Raw genomic sequence first — 16,292 nt, 5'->3', positions numbered from 1 at the left:
GCCGGCGGTGCCGCCGACGCCGCCGCTGCTGCCACCGATGCCGGCGGCCCCGCCGTTGCCGCCGTTGCCACCGTTGCCGGCGAAGACGTTGGTGCCGCCGTGGCCGCCCTGGCCACCGTCGCCGCCGTTGCCGCCGTTGCCGGCGAGGCCGTCATGGCCGAACAAGCCCGGGCGTTGCCCGCCGACCCCGCCCGCGCCGCCGTTGCCGCCGTGGCCACCGTCTGTGCCGTTGCCGACGATCAGACCGGAGCTGCCGGCCCCGCCGGCCCCGCCGGCCCCGCCCAATCCGCCGGCACCGCCGTTGCCGCCGTTGCCGTAGATCAGCCCGCCGTTTCCGCCGGCGCCGCCCGCGCCGCCGATGCCGCCGGTGCCGCCGTTGGCGCTGGAGGTGCCCGCGGTGCCGGTGATGCCCGTCCCGCCGGCGCCACCGTGCCCGCCGTTGCCGAAGAACCAGGCGTTGCCGCCGCGGCCGCCGGGTTGTCCGGGCGCGCCGGAACCGCCGTCGCCGCCGGGGCCGAACAACAGCCCGCCCGGCCCACCGGCCTGCCCGGTCCCCGGGGCACCATTGATCCCTTTGCCGATCAGCGGGGTGCCCAGCAACAGTTCGGTGGGCAAATTGATCACCGCGCGAACGGGTTGCCAGACGGCGTCCAGCGGCGACGCGTTGGCCGCCTCGGTGGTCGCATAGGCGGCCCCGGCCCCGCCCAAGACCGCCACGAACTGGGCATGAAACGCCGCCGCCTGCGTGCTAAGCGCCTGAAACTCCAACGCGTGAACAGAAAACAGTGAGGCCACCGCCGCCGACACCTCGTCGGCGCCGGCCGCCAGCAGCGCGGTGGTGCGGGCCGCCGCGGCCGCGTTCGCGGCGTTGACCGCCGAGCCGATGTTGGACAAATCCGTCGTCGCCGCCGCCATGAAATCCGGCGCCGCAATCACAAAAGACATCGCCGCCTCCCGTCGCTGTGAAGTGTGCGCGGCGAGGCGGCGCCAGTTGATGGGGAATTCTCCCCATTTATTTGTGCGCCCGGGCACCGGCGTGAAGCGAGCGTGCGGGTCGGTACGACGACAAGCCGCAACTCCCGTAAAACTGTGGACCCTCGCCGCGACCGAACCGGGATCGGCCTGTTACTAATGTGACTCTAGATAACTTATGAGGCGCATGTTACGGCGCGCCTACTCGCCTCGCCTTGGCTTCGCGGACAGAATCGCCCCCATGAAGATGTCAGGTCTGCTTTCGCGTAACACGACACGGCCGGGCCTCACCGGCACCGCCCGGGTCGACCGGAACATCGATCGCCTGCTGCGCAGGGTGTGCCCCGGAGACATCGTGGTGCTCGACATCCTCGATCTGGACCGCATCACCGCGGACGCGTTGGTGGAGGCCGACATCGCCGCCGTCGTCAACGCGTCACCGTCGGTGTCGGGGCGCTACCCCAACCTTGGCCCCGAGGTTCTGGTCAACAACGGGGTGACCCTGATCGACGAGACCGGGCCCGAGGTCTTCAAGAAGGTCAAGGACGGCGCCAAGATTCGCCTCTACGAGGGCGGCGTGTATTCCGGTGACCGGCGGCTGGTCCGCGGCACCGAGCGGACCGACCACGACATCGCCGACCTGATGCGGGAGGCCAAGAGCGGCCTCGCGGCCCACCTGGAGGCGTTCGCCGGCAACACGATCGAGTTCATCAAGAGCGAGAGCCCGCTGTTGATCGACGGCATCGGCATCCCCGACATCGACGTCGACCTGCGCCGCCGGCACGTGGTGATCGTGGCCGACGAGCCCAGTGCCGAGGACGAGCTGCGCTCCCTCAAGCCGTTCATCAAGGAGTACCAGCCGGTGCTCATCGGTGTCGGCACCGGTGCGGATGTGTTGCGCAAGAACGGTTATCGCCCGCAGATCATCGTCGGCGACCCAGACCAGATCAGCACCGACACCCTCAAGTGCGGCGCCCAGGTCGTGCTGCCCGCCGACGCCGACGGCCACGCGCCGGGCCTGGAGCGGATCCAGGACCTCGGCGTCGGGGCGATGACCTTCCCGGCCGCCGGTTCGGCGGTCGACCTGGCCTTGCTGCTGGCCGATCACCACGGCGCCGCGTTGCTCGTGACGGCCGGCCACACCGCCAACATCGAGACGTTCTTCGACCGCAACCGCACCCAGAGCAACCCCTCGACGTTCTTGACGAGGCTGCGGGTGGGGGAGAAGGTGGTCGACGCCAAGGCCGTTGCGACCTTGTACCGCAACCACATTTCGGCCGGCGCCATCGCGCTGCTGGCGCTGACGATGCTGATCGCCGTCATCGTCGCGCTGTGGGTCTCGCGCACCGACGGCGTGGTGATGCACTGGATCACCCACTACTGGAACCACTTCACCCTGTGGATACAGCACTTGCTCACATAGCTTTTCGACGAACGGTGCGTTAAATGATCTCGTTACGCCAACACGCCCTATCCCTGGCCGCGGTCTTCCTGGCGCTGGCCGTGGGCGTCGTGCTCGGTTCCGGATTCCTCTCGGACACCCTGCTGTCCAGCCTGCGTGACGAGAAGCGCGACCTGTACACCCAGATCAACGGCCTGAACGACCAGAAGAACGCGATGAACGAAAAGCTAGCCGCTGCAAATAATTTCGACAGCCAGCTGGCCGGCCGGATCGTGCACGACGCGCTGGGTGGGAAGTCGGTGGTGATGTTCCGCACCCCGGACGCCCGGGACGACGACGTCGCCGCGATCGCGAAATTCATCGGCCAGGCCGGCGGAACCGTCGCCGGAACGGTCTCGCTCACCCAGGAGTTCGTCGACGCCAACTCCGCGGAGAAGCTGCGGACGGTGGTGAACTCCTCGATCCTGCCCGCCGGTCAGCAGTTGAGCACCAAGCTCGTCGACCAGGGCTCGCAGGCCGGCGACCTGCTCGGCATCGCCATGCTGATCAACGCCAACCCGGCCACCCCGCCGATTGACGACGCGCAGCGTGACACCGTGCTGGCGTCGCTGCGCGACACCGGCTTCATCACCTATCAGCCCGCCGACCACCTGGGGGCGGCCAACGCCGCGCTGGTCGTCACCGGCGGCGCGTTGCCCCAGGACGCCGGCAATCAGGGCGTGAGCGTGGCCCGGTTCTCCGCCGCGCTGGCGCCGCACGGCTCGGGCACCCTGCTGGCGGGCCGGGACGGTTCGGCGACGGGGGGCTCAGCAGTCGCCGTCGCCCGCGCCGACGCCGGCATCAACTCTGCGATCAGCACCGTCGACGACATCGAGGCCGCACCGGGACGGATCACCACGGTCCTGGGCCTGCACGATCTGATCAACGGCGGCCACATCGGGCAATACGGCACCGGGCACGGCGCCACCTCGATCACCGTGCCCCAGTAAATCGTCGGTGGGCCTCGCTAGGGCGTGTTCGCGGCGCGTCGGCGTGGCGGATGTTAGGGTGGATTTCCGTGGGTCGGCAGGCCCAGCTAGCAAAATCCAAGCCCTGCCCGTCTTCACGGAGGTCGCCTGTGCGAAAGCACCCGCAAACCGCCACCAAGCACCTCTTCGTCAGCGGTGGGGTTGCTTCCTCGCTCGGCAAGGGGCTCACCGCCAGCAGCTTGGGGCAGCTACTGACGGCCCGCGGGTTGCACGTGACGATGCAAAAGCTCGACCCGTACCTCAACGTGGACCCGGGCACCATGAACCCGTTCCAGCACGGCGAGGTGTTCGTCACCGAGGACGGCGCCGAGACCGATCTCGACGTGGGCCACTACGAGCGGTTCCTGGACCGCGACCTGTCCGGGTCGGCGAATGTGACGACCGGGCAAGTGTATTCGACCGTCATCGCCAAGGAGCGGCGCGGCGAGTACCTCGGCGACACCGTCCAGGTCATCCCGCACATCACCGACGAGATCAAGCGGCGCATCCTAGCCATGGCGCAGCCGGACGCCGATGGGAATCGCCCGGACGTCGTCATCACCGAAATCGGCGGCACCGTAGGCGATATCGAGTCGCAGCCCTTTCTGGAGGCGGCGCGCCAGGTGCGCCACGACCTCGGGCGGGAAAACGTGTTCTTCCTGCACGTGTCGCTGGTGCCGTACCTGGCGCCCTCGGGTGAGCTCAAGACCAAGCCCACCCAGCACTCGGTGGCCGCGCTGCGCAGCATCGGTATCACCCCGGACGCGCTGATCCTGCGCTGCGATCGCGACGTCCCTGAGCCGCTGAAGAACAAGATCGCCCTGATGTGTGACGTCGACATCGACGGCGTCATCTCCACCCCGGACGCGAAGTCGATCTACGACATCCCGAAGGTGTTGCACCGCGAGGAGCTCGACGCGTTCGTGGTGCGCCGGCTCAACCTGCCGTTCCGCGACGTCGACTGGACCGAATGGGACGACCTGCTGCGCCGGGTGCACGAGCCGCACGAGACCGTGCGAATCGCGTTGGTGGGCAAGTACGTCGAGCTGTCCGACGCTTATCTGTCGGTCACCGAGGCGCTGCGCGCCGGCGGGTTCAAGCACCAGGCCAAGGTCGAGATGGTGTGGATACCGTCCGACGACTGTGCCAATCCTCATGACGCCGCCGCCGCGCTGAGCGACGTGCATGGGGTCCTGGTCCCCGGCGGTTTCGGCATCCGCGGCATCGAGGGCAAGATCGGCGCCATCCGGCACGCCCGCGGCCGCGGTCTGCCGGTGCTGGGGCTGTGCCTCGGGCTGCAGTGCATCGTGATCGAGGCCGCCCGCTCGGCCGGCCTCACGGAGGCCAACTCGGCCGAATTCGAGCCGGGCACACCGGATCCCGTCATCTCCACGATGGCCGACCAGGAGCACATCGTCGCCGGCAATGCGGACCTCGGCGGCACCATGCGGCTCGGCGCCTACCCCGCGGTGCTGGAGCCGGATTCGATTGTGGCCCAGGCGTACGGCGCGACGGAGGTCTCGGAGCGACACCGGCACCGCTACGAGGTCAACAACGCCTACCGCGACAAGATCGCCGAGAGCGGTCTGCGCTTCTCGGGCACCTCGCCCGACGGCCACCTCGTCGAGTTCGTCGAGTATCCGCCCGAGGTGCATCCGTTCATCGTCGGCACCCAGGCCCACCCGGAGCTCAAGAGCCGGCCCACCCGGCCGCACCCGCTGTTCGTCGCGTTCGTCAAGGCGTCCCTGGACTACAAGGCGGGCGAGCAGCTTCCGGTGGAGATCCCGGAGCAGTCGTCCAACGGCAACCAGCATCGTGACAGCGTTCAGCGGCCGCTACCCGAGCCCGCGACCCGTGGCTGAGCACGTCTTCGAGACGGCGTCATCCGAAACGCTGCACACCGGAAAGATTTTCGCGCTGCGCCGCGATCAGGTCCGGATGCCCGGCGGCAAGCTCGTCACCCGTGAGGTCGTCGAGCACTTCGGCGCGGTGGCCGTGGTGGCGATGGACGACGACGGCAACATCCCGTTGGTCTATCAGTACCGGCACGCGTTCGGGCGGCGGCTGTGGGAGCTGCCCGCCGGGCTGCTCGACGTCGGCGGCGAGCCCGCGGAGCTGACCGCCGCCCGGGAACTGCACGAGGAGGCCGGCCTGAAGGCCGACACCTGGCGCGTGCTCGTCGACCTCGACTCCACGCCCGGCTTCAGCGACGAATCGGTGCGTGTCTACCTGGCCACCGACCTCACCCAGGTGGACCGGCCCGAGGCGCACGACGAAGAGGCCGACATGACGCTGCAGTGGTATCCGCTGGAAGATGCCGTCGACAAGGTGTTCAGGGGCGAGATCGTGAATGCCATTGCGGTGGCGGGGATTTTGGCCGCGCACGTCGCCACCACCGAGTTCATGATGACGCGTCCGCCCGGCAGCCCGTGGCTCGACAAGCCGACCGCGTTCGCCGCGCGAAAGGCCGCGCAATGACGGCGGCGGTTCTGGACACCCAGCTGCAGGGCTACCTCGACCACCTGACCATCGAGCGGGGCGTGGCGAAGAACACGCTGACCTCCTATCGCCGCGACCTGCGCCGCTATTCGAAGCACCTGTCGGACCGCGGAATTCACGACCTGGCCAAGGTCGGCGAGGACGACGTCAGCGAGTTCCTCGTCTCGCTGCGCCGCGGCGACCCCGAGGCCGGGACGGCGGCGCTGTCGGCGGTGTCGGCGGCGCGGGCGCTGATCGCGGTGCGCGGCCTGCACCGGTTCGCCGCCGCCGAAGGCCTGGCCGAGCTGGACGTGGCTCGGGCCGTCCGCCCCCCGACGCCTGGCCGTCGGCTCCCCAAGAGCCTGACGATCGACCAGGTGCTGGCGCTGCTGGAAGGCGCCGGCGGAGACGGCCCGAGCGACGGCCCGCTGACGCTGCGCAACCGCGCGCTGCTGGAGTTGTTGTACTCCACCGGATCTCGGATCTCCGAGGCCGTCGGCCTCGACGTCGACGACATCGACACCGAGGCACGGTCGGTGCTGCTGCGCGGCAAGGGGGGCAAGCAGCGGCTGGTGCCCATCGGGCGCCCCGCCGTGCAGGCGCTGGACGCCTACCTGGTGCGCGGCCGCCCCGACCTGGCGCGCCGCGGCCGCGGCACGCCCGCCATCTTCCTCAACGCCCGCGGGGGCCGGCTGTCGCGGCAGAGCGCGTGGCAGGTGCTGCAGGACGCCGCCGAGCGTGCCGGCATCACCTCGGGGGTGTCGCCGCACATGTTGCGGCATTCTTTCGCGACCCACCTGCTGGAGGGCGGCGCGGACGTCCGCGTCGTGCAGGAATTATTGGGGCACGCGTCGGTGACGACGACGCAGATCTACACGCTGGTCACCGTGCACGCGCTGCGCGAGGTGTGGGCGGGCGCGCACCCGCGCGCTCAGTAGCTGTCGCGAGCAGACGCAAACTCGCACTAGATCGCCTGTTTTCGTGCGATTTTGCGTCTGCTCGCGGGGAAGCTAGCCCAGGTATTCGGACTCGAGCACCAGGTCGGACACCATCGACTGGTATTCGAGGTGTGCCTTGTGCTCGACGGTGTTCCAGCCCTTGCCCTGTTGCTGACGCATGTATTCGCGGTACTTCGGCGCGCCGGGGATTCGCACGTTGTCGGCGACGACGATCGCGCCCGGATGCAGCCAGCCCCGATCGACGATGCTCATCAGGTCGCCCAGGTAGGCGTTCTTGTCGTGGTCGAGAAACACGAAATCCAGTGCGCCCGAAGCGAATCCATGCTCGCCCGCCAGCGCGTCCAGCGTGCGCCCGCCGTCGCCGATGGTGCCGACGACACAGGTGACCCGGTCGGCCACGCCGGCGTGCTCCCAGATCCGGCGGGCGTTGGCGGCGTTGGCCTCGGCGAGCTCGACGGAATACACCTTGGCCTTGGGGGCGGCGCGGGCGATGCGCAGCGCGCCGTAGCCGCAGTAGGTGCCCAGCTCGAGGGCCAGCGCGGGCTCGGCGCGGCGCACGGCCGCGTCGAGCAGGAGACCCTTCTCGTCGCCGATGCTCATCAGCATCGACTTCTCGTAGGCGAACTTGTCCAGGGCGGCCAGCGCGCCGTCGATGTCGCCGGCGCGGGCGTTCCGCAGCACGTATTCGGCGGCGGCCGCCTCCCGGCCGTCACCGATCTGGCCCGTCGTGGTGATGTTGCGCACGCCGGTGGCCATCCGCCACACCGACCAGCGCAGGATGGGCAGCCGTCGCTTGAGGTCCATAGGTATCCACGATAGTGACCTCCCGAATGTTGCTGGTGTGACTGAAGTTAACTCCCCTTACGGATGAGCGCTCGACCAGCGATTTTCGCCCATATTGGCTGGTGACTCGCCAGCGCGGCGCCCGGGTTAAATGCGCGAAGCCGTTAGACTTTCGAGCGATGTTCACCTCCCGAACACGCCGGGCGTGATGACCGAGCACCCGGAAAACGGCGTCGAGATCGGCTTGACGGGACGCCCGCCAAGGGCGATCCCTGAGCCCGCGCCGCGCACCTCGCACGGCCCCGCCAAGGTCGTCGCGATGTGCAACCAGAAGGGCGGCGTCGGGAAGACCACGTCGACCATCAACCTGGGCGCCGCGCTCGCCGAGTACGGTCGCCGGGTGCTGCTGGTGGACATGGACCCGCAGGGCGCGCTGTCGGCGGGCCTGGGTGTCCCGCACTACGAGCTGGACAAGACCATCCACAACGTGCTCGTGGAACCGCGGGTGTCGATCGACGACGTGCTGCTCAAGACCCGGGTCAACCACATGGACCTGGTGCCCAGCAACATCGACCTGTCGGCCGCCGAGATCCAGCTGGTCAACGAGGTGGGCCGCGAGCAGACTCTGGGCCGCGCGCTGTACCCGGTGCTGGACCGCTACGACTATGTGCTGATCGACTGCCAGCCGTCCCTAGGCCTGCTGACCGTCAACGGGCTGGCCTGCGCCGACGGCGTGGTGATCCCGACCGAGTGCGAGTACTTCTCGCTGCGCGGCCTGGCGCTGCTCACCGATACGGTCGACAAGGTGCGCGACCGGCTCAACCCGAAGCTGGAGATCAGCGGCATCCTGCTCACCCGTTACGACCCGCGCACCGTCAACGCGCGTGAGGTGATGGCCCGCGTCGTGGAGCGGTTCGGGGACCTGGTGTTCGACACCGTGATCACCCGGACCGTGCGGTTCCCGGAGACCAGCGTGGCGGGCGAACCGATCACCACCTGGGCGCCCCGATCGACCGGCGCGATCGCCTATCGCGCGTTGGCCCGCGAGTTCATCCACCGATTCGGCGCGTGAACTCAACCGCCAACGGTGAGGCGCCACCCCAGACCGGCTTCCAGGTCCGCCTCACGAACTTCGAGGGGCCGTTTGACCTGCTGCTGCAGCTGATCTTCGCCCATCGCCTCGACGTCACCGAGGTCGCGCTGCACCAGGTCACCGACGACTTCATCGCGTACACCAAAGAGATCGGCTCCCAGCTGGGGCTGGAGGAGACCACCGCCTTCCTGGTGATCGCGGCGACGCTGCTCGACCTCAAGGCCGCGCGCCTGCTGCCGGCAGGGCAGATCGACGACGAAGAGGACCTGGCGCTGCTGGAGGTGCGCGACCTGCTGTTCGCCCGGCTGCTGCAGTACCGGGCGTTCAAGCACGTCGCGGAGATGTTCGCCGAGCTGGAGGCCGCCGCGCTGCGCAGCTACCCGCGCGCGGTGTCGCTGGAGGACCGGTTCACCGAGCTGCTCCCTGAGGTGATGCTCGGCGTCGACGCCGAACGGTTCGCCCAGATCGCCGCGGTCGCGTTCACTCCGCGGCCCGTGCCGACGGTGTCGATCGGACACCTGCACGAGGTGGCGGTATCGGTTCCCGAGCAGGCGAAGAAGTTGCTGGAGATCCTGGAGGCCCGGGGCAGCGGCCAGTGGGCGACGTTTTCCGAGTTGGTCGCCGACTGCGAGGCGCCGCTGGAGGTCGTCGGCCGCTTCCTGGCGCTGCTCGAGCTGTACCGGACCCGGACGGTAGCATTCGACCAGTCAGAGCCGCTTGGCGTGCTCCAAATTTCGTGGACCGGGGAACGGCCGGCAGAAGTGCGTGACGAATGACTGAAGAGTTGCCCGAAGAGCCGCCCGAGATCGATCTGGGGATTGAGATCGCCGAGGCGGCGCCGATGGACGCCGACGAACTCGGCTCGGTGCTGGAGGCGCTGTTGCTGGTGGTGGACACCCCGGTCACCGTCGAGGCGCTGGGCGCGGCCACCGGGCAACCCGTCTACCGTATCGCGGCCAAGCTGCAGCAGATGTCCGAGGAACTCGCCGAGCGCGACAGCGGGATCGATCTGCGGCAGAACAGCGAGGGCTGGCGGATGTACACCCGCGCCCGCTTCGCCCCCTATGTCGAGAAGCTGCTGTTGGACGGCGCGCGATCCAAGCTCACCCGGGCCGCGCTGGAGACGCTGGCCGTCGTCGCCTACCGCCAGCCCGTGACCCGCGCGCGGGTCAGCGCGGTGCGCGGGGTCAACGTCGACGCCGTCATGCGCACCCTGCTGGCCCGCGGCCTGATCACCGAGGCCGGCGTCGACGACGACACCGGCGCGACGACGTTCGCCACCACCGAGCTGTTTCTGGAGCGCCTGGGGTTGGAGTCGCTGGGCGACCTTCCCGACATCGCGCCGCTGCTTCCCGACGTCGACACGATCGAGGACCTCACCGAATCCCTGGACAGCGAGCCACGTTTCATCAAACTCGCGGGCGGTTCGGCGTCCGAGCAATCGCTGTCCTTCGATGTGGACAAGGATTGATGGCCGAATCTGAAGGGGTCCGGCTGCAAAAAATCTTGTCCCAGGCCGGAATTGCCTCGCGGCGGGCGGCGGAGAAGCTGATCATCGATGGCCGCGTCGAGGTCGACGGGCAGGTGGTGACCGAGCTCGGGACCCGCGTCGACCCCGACGCCTCGGTGATCCGCGTCGACGGTGCGCGGGTGGTGGTCGACGACTCGATGGTGTACCTGGCGCTGAACAAGCCGCGCGGCATGCACTCGACCATGTCGGACGAACGCGGCCGGCCGTGCATCGGCGACCTGATCGAGCGCCGAGTCCGCGGCAACAAGAACCTCTTTCACGTCGGCCGGTTGGACGCCGACACCGAGGGGCTGATCCTGCTGACCAACGACGGCGAGCTGGCGCACCGGTTGATGCATCCCTCCCACGAGGTGCCCAAGACCTACCTGGCGACCGTGGCCGGCACGGTGCCGCGCGGGCTGGGCAAGCGGCTGCGGGCCGGGATCGAGCTGGACGACGGGGTGGCGCGCGTCGACGACTTCGCCGTGGTGGACGCGATTCCCGGGAAGACGTTGGTGCGCTTGACATTGCACGAAGGACGCAACCGGATCGTGCGCCGGCTGCTGGCCGCCGCCGGCTTCCCGGTAGAGGCGCTGGTGCGCACCGACATCGGCGCGGTGTCGCTGGGCGAGCAGCGTCCGGGCAGCATCCGGGCGTTGCGGCGCGACGAGGTCGGTGCGCTGTATAAGGCGGTCGGGCTGTGAACTCCGACGTCGTTGTCGCCATCGACGGACCGGCCGGGACCGGGAAGTCCTCGGTGTCAAAGGGTTTGGCGCGGGCGCTGAGCGCCCGCTACCTGGACACCGGGGCGATGTACCGGATTGTGACGCTGGCGGTGCTGCGCGCCGGGGTCGACCCGGCCGATGCCGAAGCCGTATCGACCGTGGCGTCGACGGTGCCGCTCTCGGTAAACGACGACCGCTACTTCCTTGCTGGAGAGGATGTTTCGGTCGAGATCCGTGGCGACGAGGTGACCCGTGCGGTGTCGGCGGTGTCGGCGGTGCCGGCCGTTCGCGCGCGGCTGGTGGGGTTGCAGCGGGCTTTGGCCGAGGGGACTGGCAGCGTCGTCGTCGAAGGCAGGGACATCGGCACCGTGGTCTTGCCCGACGCGCCAGTGAAGATCTTCCTGACCGCATCGGCAGAGACTCGTGCGCGACGCCGCAACGACCAAAACGTCGCATCCGGCCTGGCCGACGATTACGAGGGCGTGCTGGCCGACGTGCGCCGCCGCGACCATCTGGACTCGACCCGGGCGGTGTCGCCGCTGCGCGCGGCCGACGACGCGGTGGTCGTCGACACCAGCGACATGAACGAGGCCCAGGTGATCGCCCACCTGCTCGAGCTGGTCCGGCAGAAAAGCGGGGCGGTGCGATGACCTCCGACGGCACCTGGTCCGACGAAAGCGATTGGGAGCTTGGCGATTCCGGACTCTCGGACGTCGACGAGCCCGGCCCCGCGCCCGTGGTCGCGGTGGTGGGCCGGCCCAACGTCGGCAAGTCGACCCTGGTCAACCGGATCCTCGGACGGCGCGAGGCGGTGGTGCAGGACGTTCCCGGCGTGACGCGCGACCGCGTGTCCTACGACGCGCTCTGGACCGGGCGCCGGTTCGTCGTGCAGGACACCGGGGGATGGGAGCCCGACGCCAAGGGCCTGCAGCAGCTGGTGGCCGAGCAGGCGTCGGTGGCCATGCGCACCGCCGACGCCGTGATCCTAGTGGTCGACGCCACCGTCGGCGCCACCGCGGCCGACGAGGCCGCGGCGCGCATCCTGCTGCGTTCGGGCAAGCCGGTCTTCTTGGCCGCCAACAAGGTTGACAGCGAGAAGGGCGAGGCCGACGCCGCCGCGTTGTGGTCGCTGGGGCTCGGTGAGCCGCACGCGATCAGCGCGATGCACGGCCGCGGCGTCGCCGACCTGCTCGACGAGGTGCTGGCTAAGCTGCCCGAGGTCTCCGAGGCCGCGCCCAAAGCGGGCGGCCCGCGACGGGTGGCGCTGGTCGGCAAGCCCAACGTGGGCAAGAGCTCGCTGCTGAACAAGCTTGCGGGAGACCAACGTTCGGTGGTGCACGACATCGCCGGCACGACGGTGGACCCGGTCGACTCGCTCATCGAATTGGGCGGCAAGGTGTGGCGGTTCGTCGACACCGCGGGCCTGCGGCGCAAGGTCGGCCAGGCCAGCGGCCACGAGTTCTACGCCTCGGTGCGCACCCACTCGGCCATCGACGCGGCCGAGGTCGTCATCGTGCTGATCGACGCGTCCGAGACACTGACCGAGCAGGATCAGCGCGTGCTGTCGATGGTGATCGAGGCCGGCCGCGCGTTGGTGCTGGCCTTCAACAAGTGGGACCTGGTCGACGAGGACCGCCGCGATCTGCTGGAGCGCGAGATCGACCGGGAGTTGGCGCAGCTGCGCTGGGCGCAACGGGTCAACATCTCCGCCAAGACGGGCCGCGCTGTGCAGAAGCTGGTGCCGGCCATGGAGACCGCGCTGGAGTCGTGGGACAAGCGGATCTCCACCGGCCAGCTCAACACCTGGATCAAGGAAGTCGTCGCGGCCACGCCGCCCCCCGTGCGCGGCGGCAAGCAGCCGCGGATTCTGTTCGCCACGCAGGCTACCGCCCGCCCGCCGACGTTCGTGTTGTTCACCACCGGCTTCCTCGAGGCCGGTTACCGGCGGTTCCTGGAGCGGCGGCTGCGGGAGACGTTCGGGTTCGAGGGTTCGCCGATCCGGATCAACGTGCGGGTGCGGGAGAAGCGGGGAGCCAAGCGGCGCTGAGCGTCGTCCCGGCCGGATGGTGCGGGTCACACCTGTCACATGCGCCCCGGCGCGGAGGGCAATAGGCGATGTGCCCGCCTCGCAGCGACAACTCGGTTGCCCTTCTCCGGGTCGTCACTAGGTAGTTGTCGCTGCGAGGCGGGCAGAAGCGTGCCACCGCCCGGCGAGAGGGCTATGCGGATATCCCGTCTGCCGATAGAAATCCCGCAGTACGGATAATGACGCCTACATCACAGGAGTAAGCGATTGATTTTCAGCGACCGCAGCCACTACCCTCTCTCGTATATCGGGTTGAAATACCCGCATCGTAGGAATTATGGAGACAGCGATGAAGCTGTTCAGCGTTGAAGAGAAATCGATCCTGATCACTGGCGCGACCGGCGCCCTCGGCAGCGTCGCGGCCCGCGCGCTGTCCGACGCGGGCGCCCGGCTGACGCTGGCCGGCGGCAACGCCTCGGGACTTGCCGAACTCGGCATCGACAATGCCGCGGTAGTCGCCCGACGCCCCGAGACTCCTGCCGACGCCCAAGAGATGGTGGAAACGGCCGTCGCCCGGCACGGCCGTCTCGACGGTGTCCTGGTGGCCTCGGGCATGAACCACGTCGCGCCCATCACCGAGATGGCGGTCGAGGATTTCGACCGGGTGATGGGCGCGAATGCGCGCGGCGCATGGCTGGTGTGCCAGGCGGCCGGCCGCGTCCTGCTGGAGCAGGGCACCGGCGGCAGCGTCGTTCTGGTCTCCTCGGTGCGCGGCTCCCTGGGCCACCCCGCCGGCTACAGCGCTTACTGCCCGTCCAAGGGCGCCACCGACCTGCTGGCCAAGAGCCTTGCCGCCGAATGGGGCCCGAACAGCATTCGGGTAAACGCCCTTGCCCCAACGGTTTTCCGCTCCGAGGTGACCGAGTGGATGTTCGCCGACGACGAGAAGGCCCGGCAAACGCGCGAGGCGATGTTCGCGCGAATCCCGTTGCGCCGCTTCGCCGAGCCGGACGACTTTGTCGGCGCACTGATCTATTTGCTGAGCGACGCGTCGAGCTTCTTCACCGGCCAGGTGATGTATCTCGACGGCGGCTACACCGCGTGTTGATTGAAAGGAAACCATGAGTATCAGTTGGCCCCTCGGTGAAGCCGAGTCGAAGCTGGAGTTCTACGACCTGTCCCACCCTTGGGGGCACGGGGTGCCGGCGTGGCCGTACTTCGAGGACGTGAAGATCGAGCGCCTGCACAACATGGCGAAAAGCCGGGTGCTGACCCAAAAGGTCACCACCGTAATGCATTCCGGCACCCACATCGACGCCCCCGCCCACGTGGTCGAGGGCACGCCGTTTCTGCATGAGATCCCGCTGAGCGCGTTCTTCGGCACCGGCGTCGTCGTCTCCATCCCGAAGAAGAAGTGGGAGGTCGTCACCGCCAAAGACCTCGAGGACGCGACGCCGCAGATCCGGCCCGGCGACATCGTCATCGTCAACACCGGCTGGCACCACACCTACGCCGACAGCGCCGAGTACTACGCCTACTCGCCTGGTTTCTACAAAGAGGCGGGGGAGTGGTTCGCGGCCAAGGGCGTCAAGGCCGTCGGCACCGACACCCAGGCACTGGATCACCCGATGGCCACCGCGATCGCCCCGCACGGCCCGGCCGAGCACACCGGCGGCCTATTGCCCTGGGCGGTAAGGGAATACGAGGAGGAGACCGGCCGCAAGGTGCTCGATGATTTCCCGGACTGGGAGCCGTGCCACCGCGCGATCCTGTCCAAAGGCATCTACGGCTTCGAGAACGTCGGAGGAGACCTGGACAAGGTCACCGGCAAGCGCGTCACCTTCGCCGCGTTCCCGTGGCGCTGGGTGGGCGGCGACGGCTGCATCGTGCGGCTGGTCGCGATCGTCGATCCGACCGGGACCTACCGCCTCGAGACGGGACACGCGGCGTGACTGCCGACGGCGGCATCCAGGTCATCTCCCGCGCAGGCGAAATTCTGCGGCTGCTGCAAGCGCATCCCGGTGGGCTCAGTCAGGCCGAGATCGGCGAACGGCTGGGTATGGCCCGCTCCACTGTCAGCCGGATCCTCGGCGCGCTGGACGACGAGGGCCTCGTGGCCGCGCGGGGGGCCCGCGGTCCGTATCGGCTCGGGCCCGAAATCGCGCGCATGGCCGGCACCGTGCGGCTCGGCGTGGTGATGGACGTGCACCCGTTCATGGAGGCGCTGTCGCGCGAGCTGGAGGAGACAGTGGACCTGTCGATCCTCGACGGGGACCGCGCAACGTTCGTCGACCAGGTCGTCTCGCCGCACCGGCTGCGGGCGATCAGCGCGGTGGGGGAGTCGTTTCCGTTGCATTGCTGCGCCAATGGCAAGGCGCTGCTGGCCAATCTGCCGCCCGAGCAGCAGGCGCAGGTCTTGCCCAGCCGGCTGGCCCGGCTGACCGACAACACGATCACGACGCCGGCGGCGCTGCGTAAGGAGCTCGAATGCGTTCGCGCCGAAGGTGTCGCGTACGACCGCGAGGAGCAGACCGAAGGCGTCTGCGCCGTCGGCGCGGTGCTGCCGGGGGTTGGCGAGCAGCTGGTGGCGGTCAGCGTGCCCGTGCCGGCGCAGCGGTTCTATCGGCGGGAGTCCGAGCTTGCCGAGGCGCTCCTGGCGTGGGTGGAGCAGACTCGCAGGTCGCTCGGGCATTAGCAGAGTCGCGGCTCGTCTGCGGTAGGCTGTCGACCTGCTGCCGGTGATCCCGGTGGCATCCGGGCTGTGGCGCAGTTTGGTAGCGCACTTGACTGGGGGTCAAGTGGTCGCAGGTTCAAATCCTGTCAGCCCGACCGTCGGAAGATGTCCTGAGCAGCGAATACGCTGTTCGGTGAACAAGTCTTCGTGTTCGAAGCTTCCCCACGTTGTCACAAGTTGTCACAACTCATCAGGAACTCGGTGCGTCGCGACCCGCGTTGATCAAGCGGTCGATGACACCCGACTGCCGGACGCGCGACCCCACAGCTTCATCGTTTCTGATTCGAGCATTAGTGCGGGACGCTTTCGCCATCCTCACTGGGCTGCGTCTTCTGGCCGCGGCAAGGGACAGTGTCCGCCGGGAGCACGCACCATGTCAGATTGGCCGATGCCGCTGTGCGTCCGACGGATTCCATTTTCAGCTGTGCTTTGACCATGCTGTCGACACGCAAACCGACGGATTTGTCGGGCACTGTCGGGGGATCGGGTGAGAATGGTCATATGACTTACAAGGGATGGCCGCGTGACCGGTCCACAGGGCCGGGCGGCGGACTTTCCACCGGTCCCGGCGGTGGACTATCAACCGGTCCGGGTGGTGGTATG

The 16,292-nt window shown here is 68.6% G+C and carries 16 protein-coding genes and 1 tRNA gene; 15 read left to right on the top strand and 2 right to left on the bottom strand.

Translation table 11 applies throughout. From position 1 onward, the window contains the following. On the bottom strand, nt 1-945 hold a 945-nt coding region (locus N415_RS20645; protein WP_152531497.1), incomplete at its 3' end, for a PE family protein. Nucleotides 946-1,213: 268 nt separating this feature from the next. Between N415_RS20645 and steA the strand changes: the two genes are divergently transcribed. From steA to xerD, 5 genes are all read left to right on the top strand, one after another. Beyond that, on the top strand, nt 1,214-2,395 hold the full coding sequence (steA, locus tag N415_RS20640; protein WP_068108759.1) for a putative cytokinetic ring protein SteA: 1,182 nt from the start codon (nt 1,214-1,216) through the stop codon (nt 2,393-2,395). Between the two features lie 23 nt (nt 2,396-2,418). Further along, on the top strand, nt 2,419-3,363 hold the full coding sequence (locus N415_RS20635; RefSeq protein WP_068186184.1) for a copper transporter: 945 nt from the start codon (nt 2,419-2,421) through the stop codon (nt 3,361-3,363). Between the two features lie 128 nt (nt 3,364-3,491). Further along, nucleotides 3,492-5,243, top strand: coding sequence for a CTP synthase (locus N415_RS20630; protein ID WP_068186181.1), 1,752 nt, complete (start codon nt 3,492-3,494; stop codon nt 5,241-5,243). After that, the gene (locus tag N415_RS20625) at nt 5,236-5,859 is read left to right on the top strand and encodes an NUDIX hydrolase (protein ID WP_068186186.1); all 624 of its coding nucleotides are present in this window, start codon (nt 5,236-5,238) and stop codon (nt 5,857-5,859) included. The genes N415_RS20630 and N415_RS20625 overlap by 8 nt, the downstream gene beginning before the upstream one ends. Further along, a complete protein-coding gene (xerD, locus tag N415_RS20620; protein ID WP_068108751.1) occupies nt 5,856-6,797 on the top strand; it encodes a site-specific tyrosine recombinase XerD in 942 nt (313 codons plus the stop codon). Before N415_RS20625 ends, xerD begins: the two co-directional genes overlap by 4 nt. 72 nt (nt 6,798-6,869) lie before the next feature. On the opposite strand, the gene N415_RS20615 is transcribed toward xerD, so the two are convergent. After that, nucleotides 6,870-7,622: a class I SAM-dependent methyltransferase gene (locus N415_RS20615; RefSeq protein WP_068186178.1), complete on the bottom strand. Its 753-nt coding sequence runs from the start codon at nt 7,620-7,622 to the stop codon at nt 6,870-6,872. Nucleotides 7,623-7,809: 187 nt separating this feature from the next. Between N415_RS20615 and N415_RS20610 the strand changes: the two genes are divergently transcribed. The 10 genes from N415_RS20610 (at nt 7,810) to N415_RS20565 (ending at nt 15,784) form a co-directional block, all read left to right on the top strand. Then, entirely contained in the window at nt 7,810-8,673 is an 864-nt protein-coding gene (locus N415_RS20610; protein ID WP_068108747.1) for a ParA family protein, read from the top strand. Next, nucleotides 8,670-9,470 (top strand): segregation/condensation protein A, encoded by an 801-nt coding sequence (locus N415_RS20605; RefSeq protein WP_068186175.1) that lies wholly within the window; start codon nt 8,670-8,672, stop codon nt 9,468-9,470. Before N415_RS20610 ends, N415_RS20605 begins: the two co-directional genes overlap by 4 nt. Further along, nucleotides 9,467-10,165: an SMC-Scp complex subunit ScpB gene (gene scpB / locus N415_RS20600; RefSeq protein WP_068186173.1), complete on the top strand. Its 699-nt coding sequence runs from the start codon at nt 9,467-9,469 to the stop codon at nt 10,163-10,165. Before N415_RS20605 ends, scpB begins: the two co-directional genes overlap by 4 nt. Next, nucleotides 10,165-10,908: a pseudouridine synthase gene (locus N415_RS20595; RefSeq protein ID WP_068186170.1), complete on the top strand. Its 744-nt coding sequence runs from the start codon at nt 10,165-10,167 to the stop codon at nt 10,906-10,908. The genes scpB and N415_RS20595 overlap by 1 nt, the downstream gene beginning before the upstream one ends. Beyond that, on the top strand, nt 10,905-11,579 hold the full coding sequence (gene cmk / locus N415_RS20590; RefSeq protein ID WP_068186166.1) for a (d)CMP kinase: 675 nt from the start codon (nt 10,905-10,907) through the stop codon (nt 11,577-11,579). Before N415_RS20595 ends, cmk begins: the two co-directional genes overlap by 4 nt. Further along, entirely contained in the window at nt 11,576-12,976 is a 1,401-nt protein-coding gene (der, locus tag N415_RS20585) for a ribosome biogenesis GTPase Der (protein WP_068186164.1), read from the top strand. The genes cmk and der overlap by 4 nt, the downstream gene beginning before the upstream one ends. Before the next feature lie 328 nt (nt 12,977-13,304). After that, entirely contained in the window at nt 13,305-14,063 is a 759-nt protein-coding gene (locus N415_RS20580) for an SDR family oxidoreductase (protein ID WP_239645640.1), read from the top strand. Nucleotides 14,064-14,076: 13 nt separating this feature from the next. After that, on the top strand, nt 14,077-14,907 hold the full coding sequence (locus tag N415_RS20575) for a cyclase family protein (RefSeq protein WP_068186159.1): 831 nt from the start codon (nt 14,077-14,079) through the stop codon (nt 14,905-14,907). Beyond that, nucleotides 14,904-15,650, top strand: a complete 747-nt coding sequence (locus N415_RS20570; RefSeq protein WP_068186156.1) for an IclR family transcriptional regulator — start codon at nt 14,904-14,906, stop codon at nt 15,648-15,650. Before N415_RS20575 ends, N415_RS20570 begins: the two co-directional genes overlap by 4 nt. A gap of 60 nt (nt 15,651-15,710) precedes the next feature. Further along, nucleotides 15,711-15,784 (top strand) — tRNA-Pro (locus N415_RS20565). The last annotated feature ends 508 nt before the right edge of the window (nt 15,785-16,292 follow it).

This window comes from Mycobacterium sp. UM_CSW (genome assembly GCF_000455205.1).
Lineage (GTDB): Bacteria > Actinomycetota > Actinomycetes > Mycobacteriales > Mycobacteriaceae > Mycobacterium.
The sequence above is the reverse complement of the archived record's forward strand: the minus strand, read 5'-3'. Positions and strand labels throughout refer to the sequence as shown.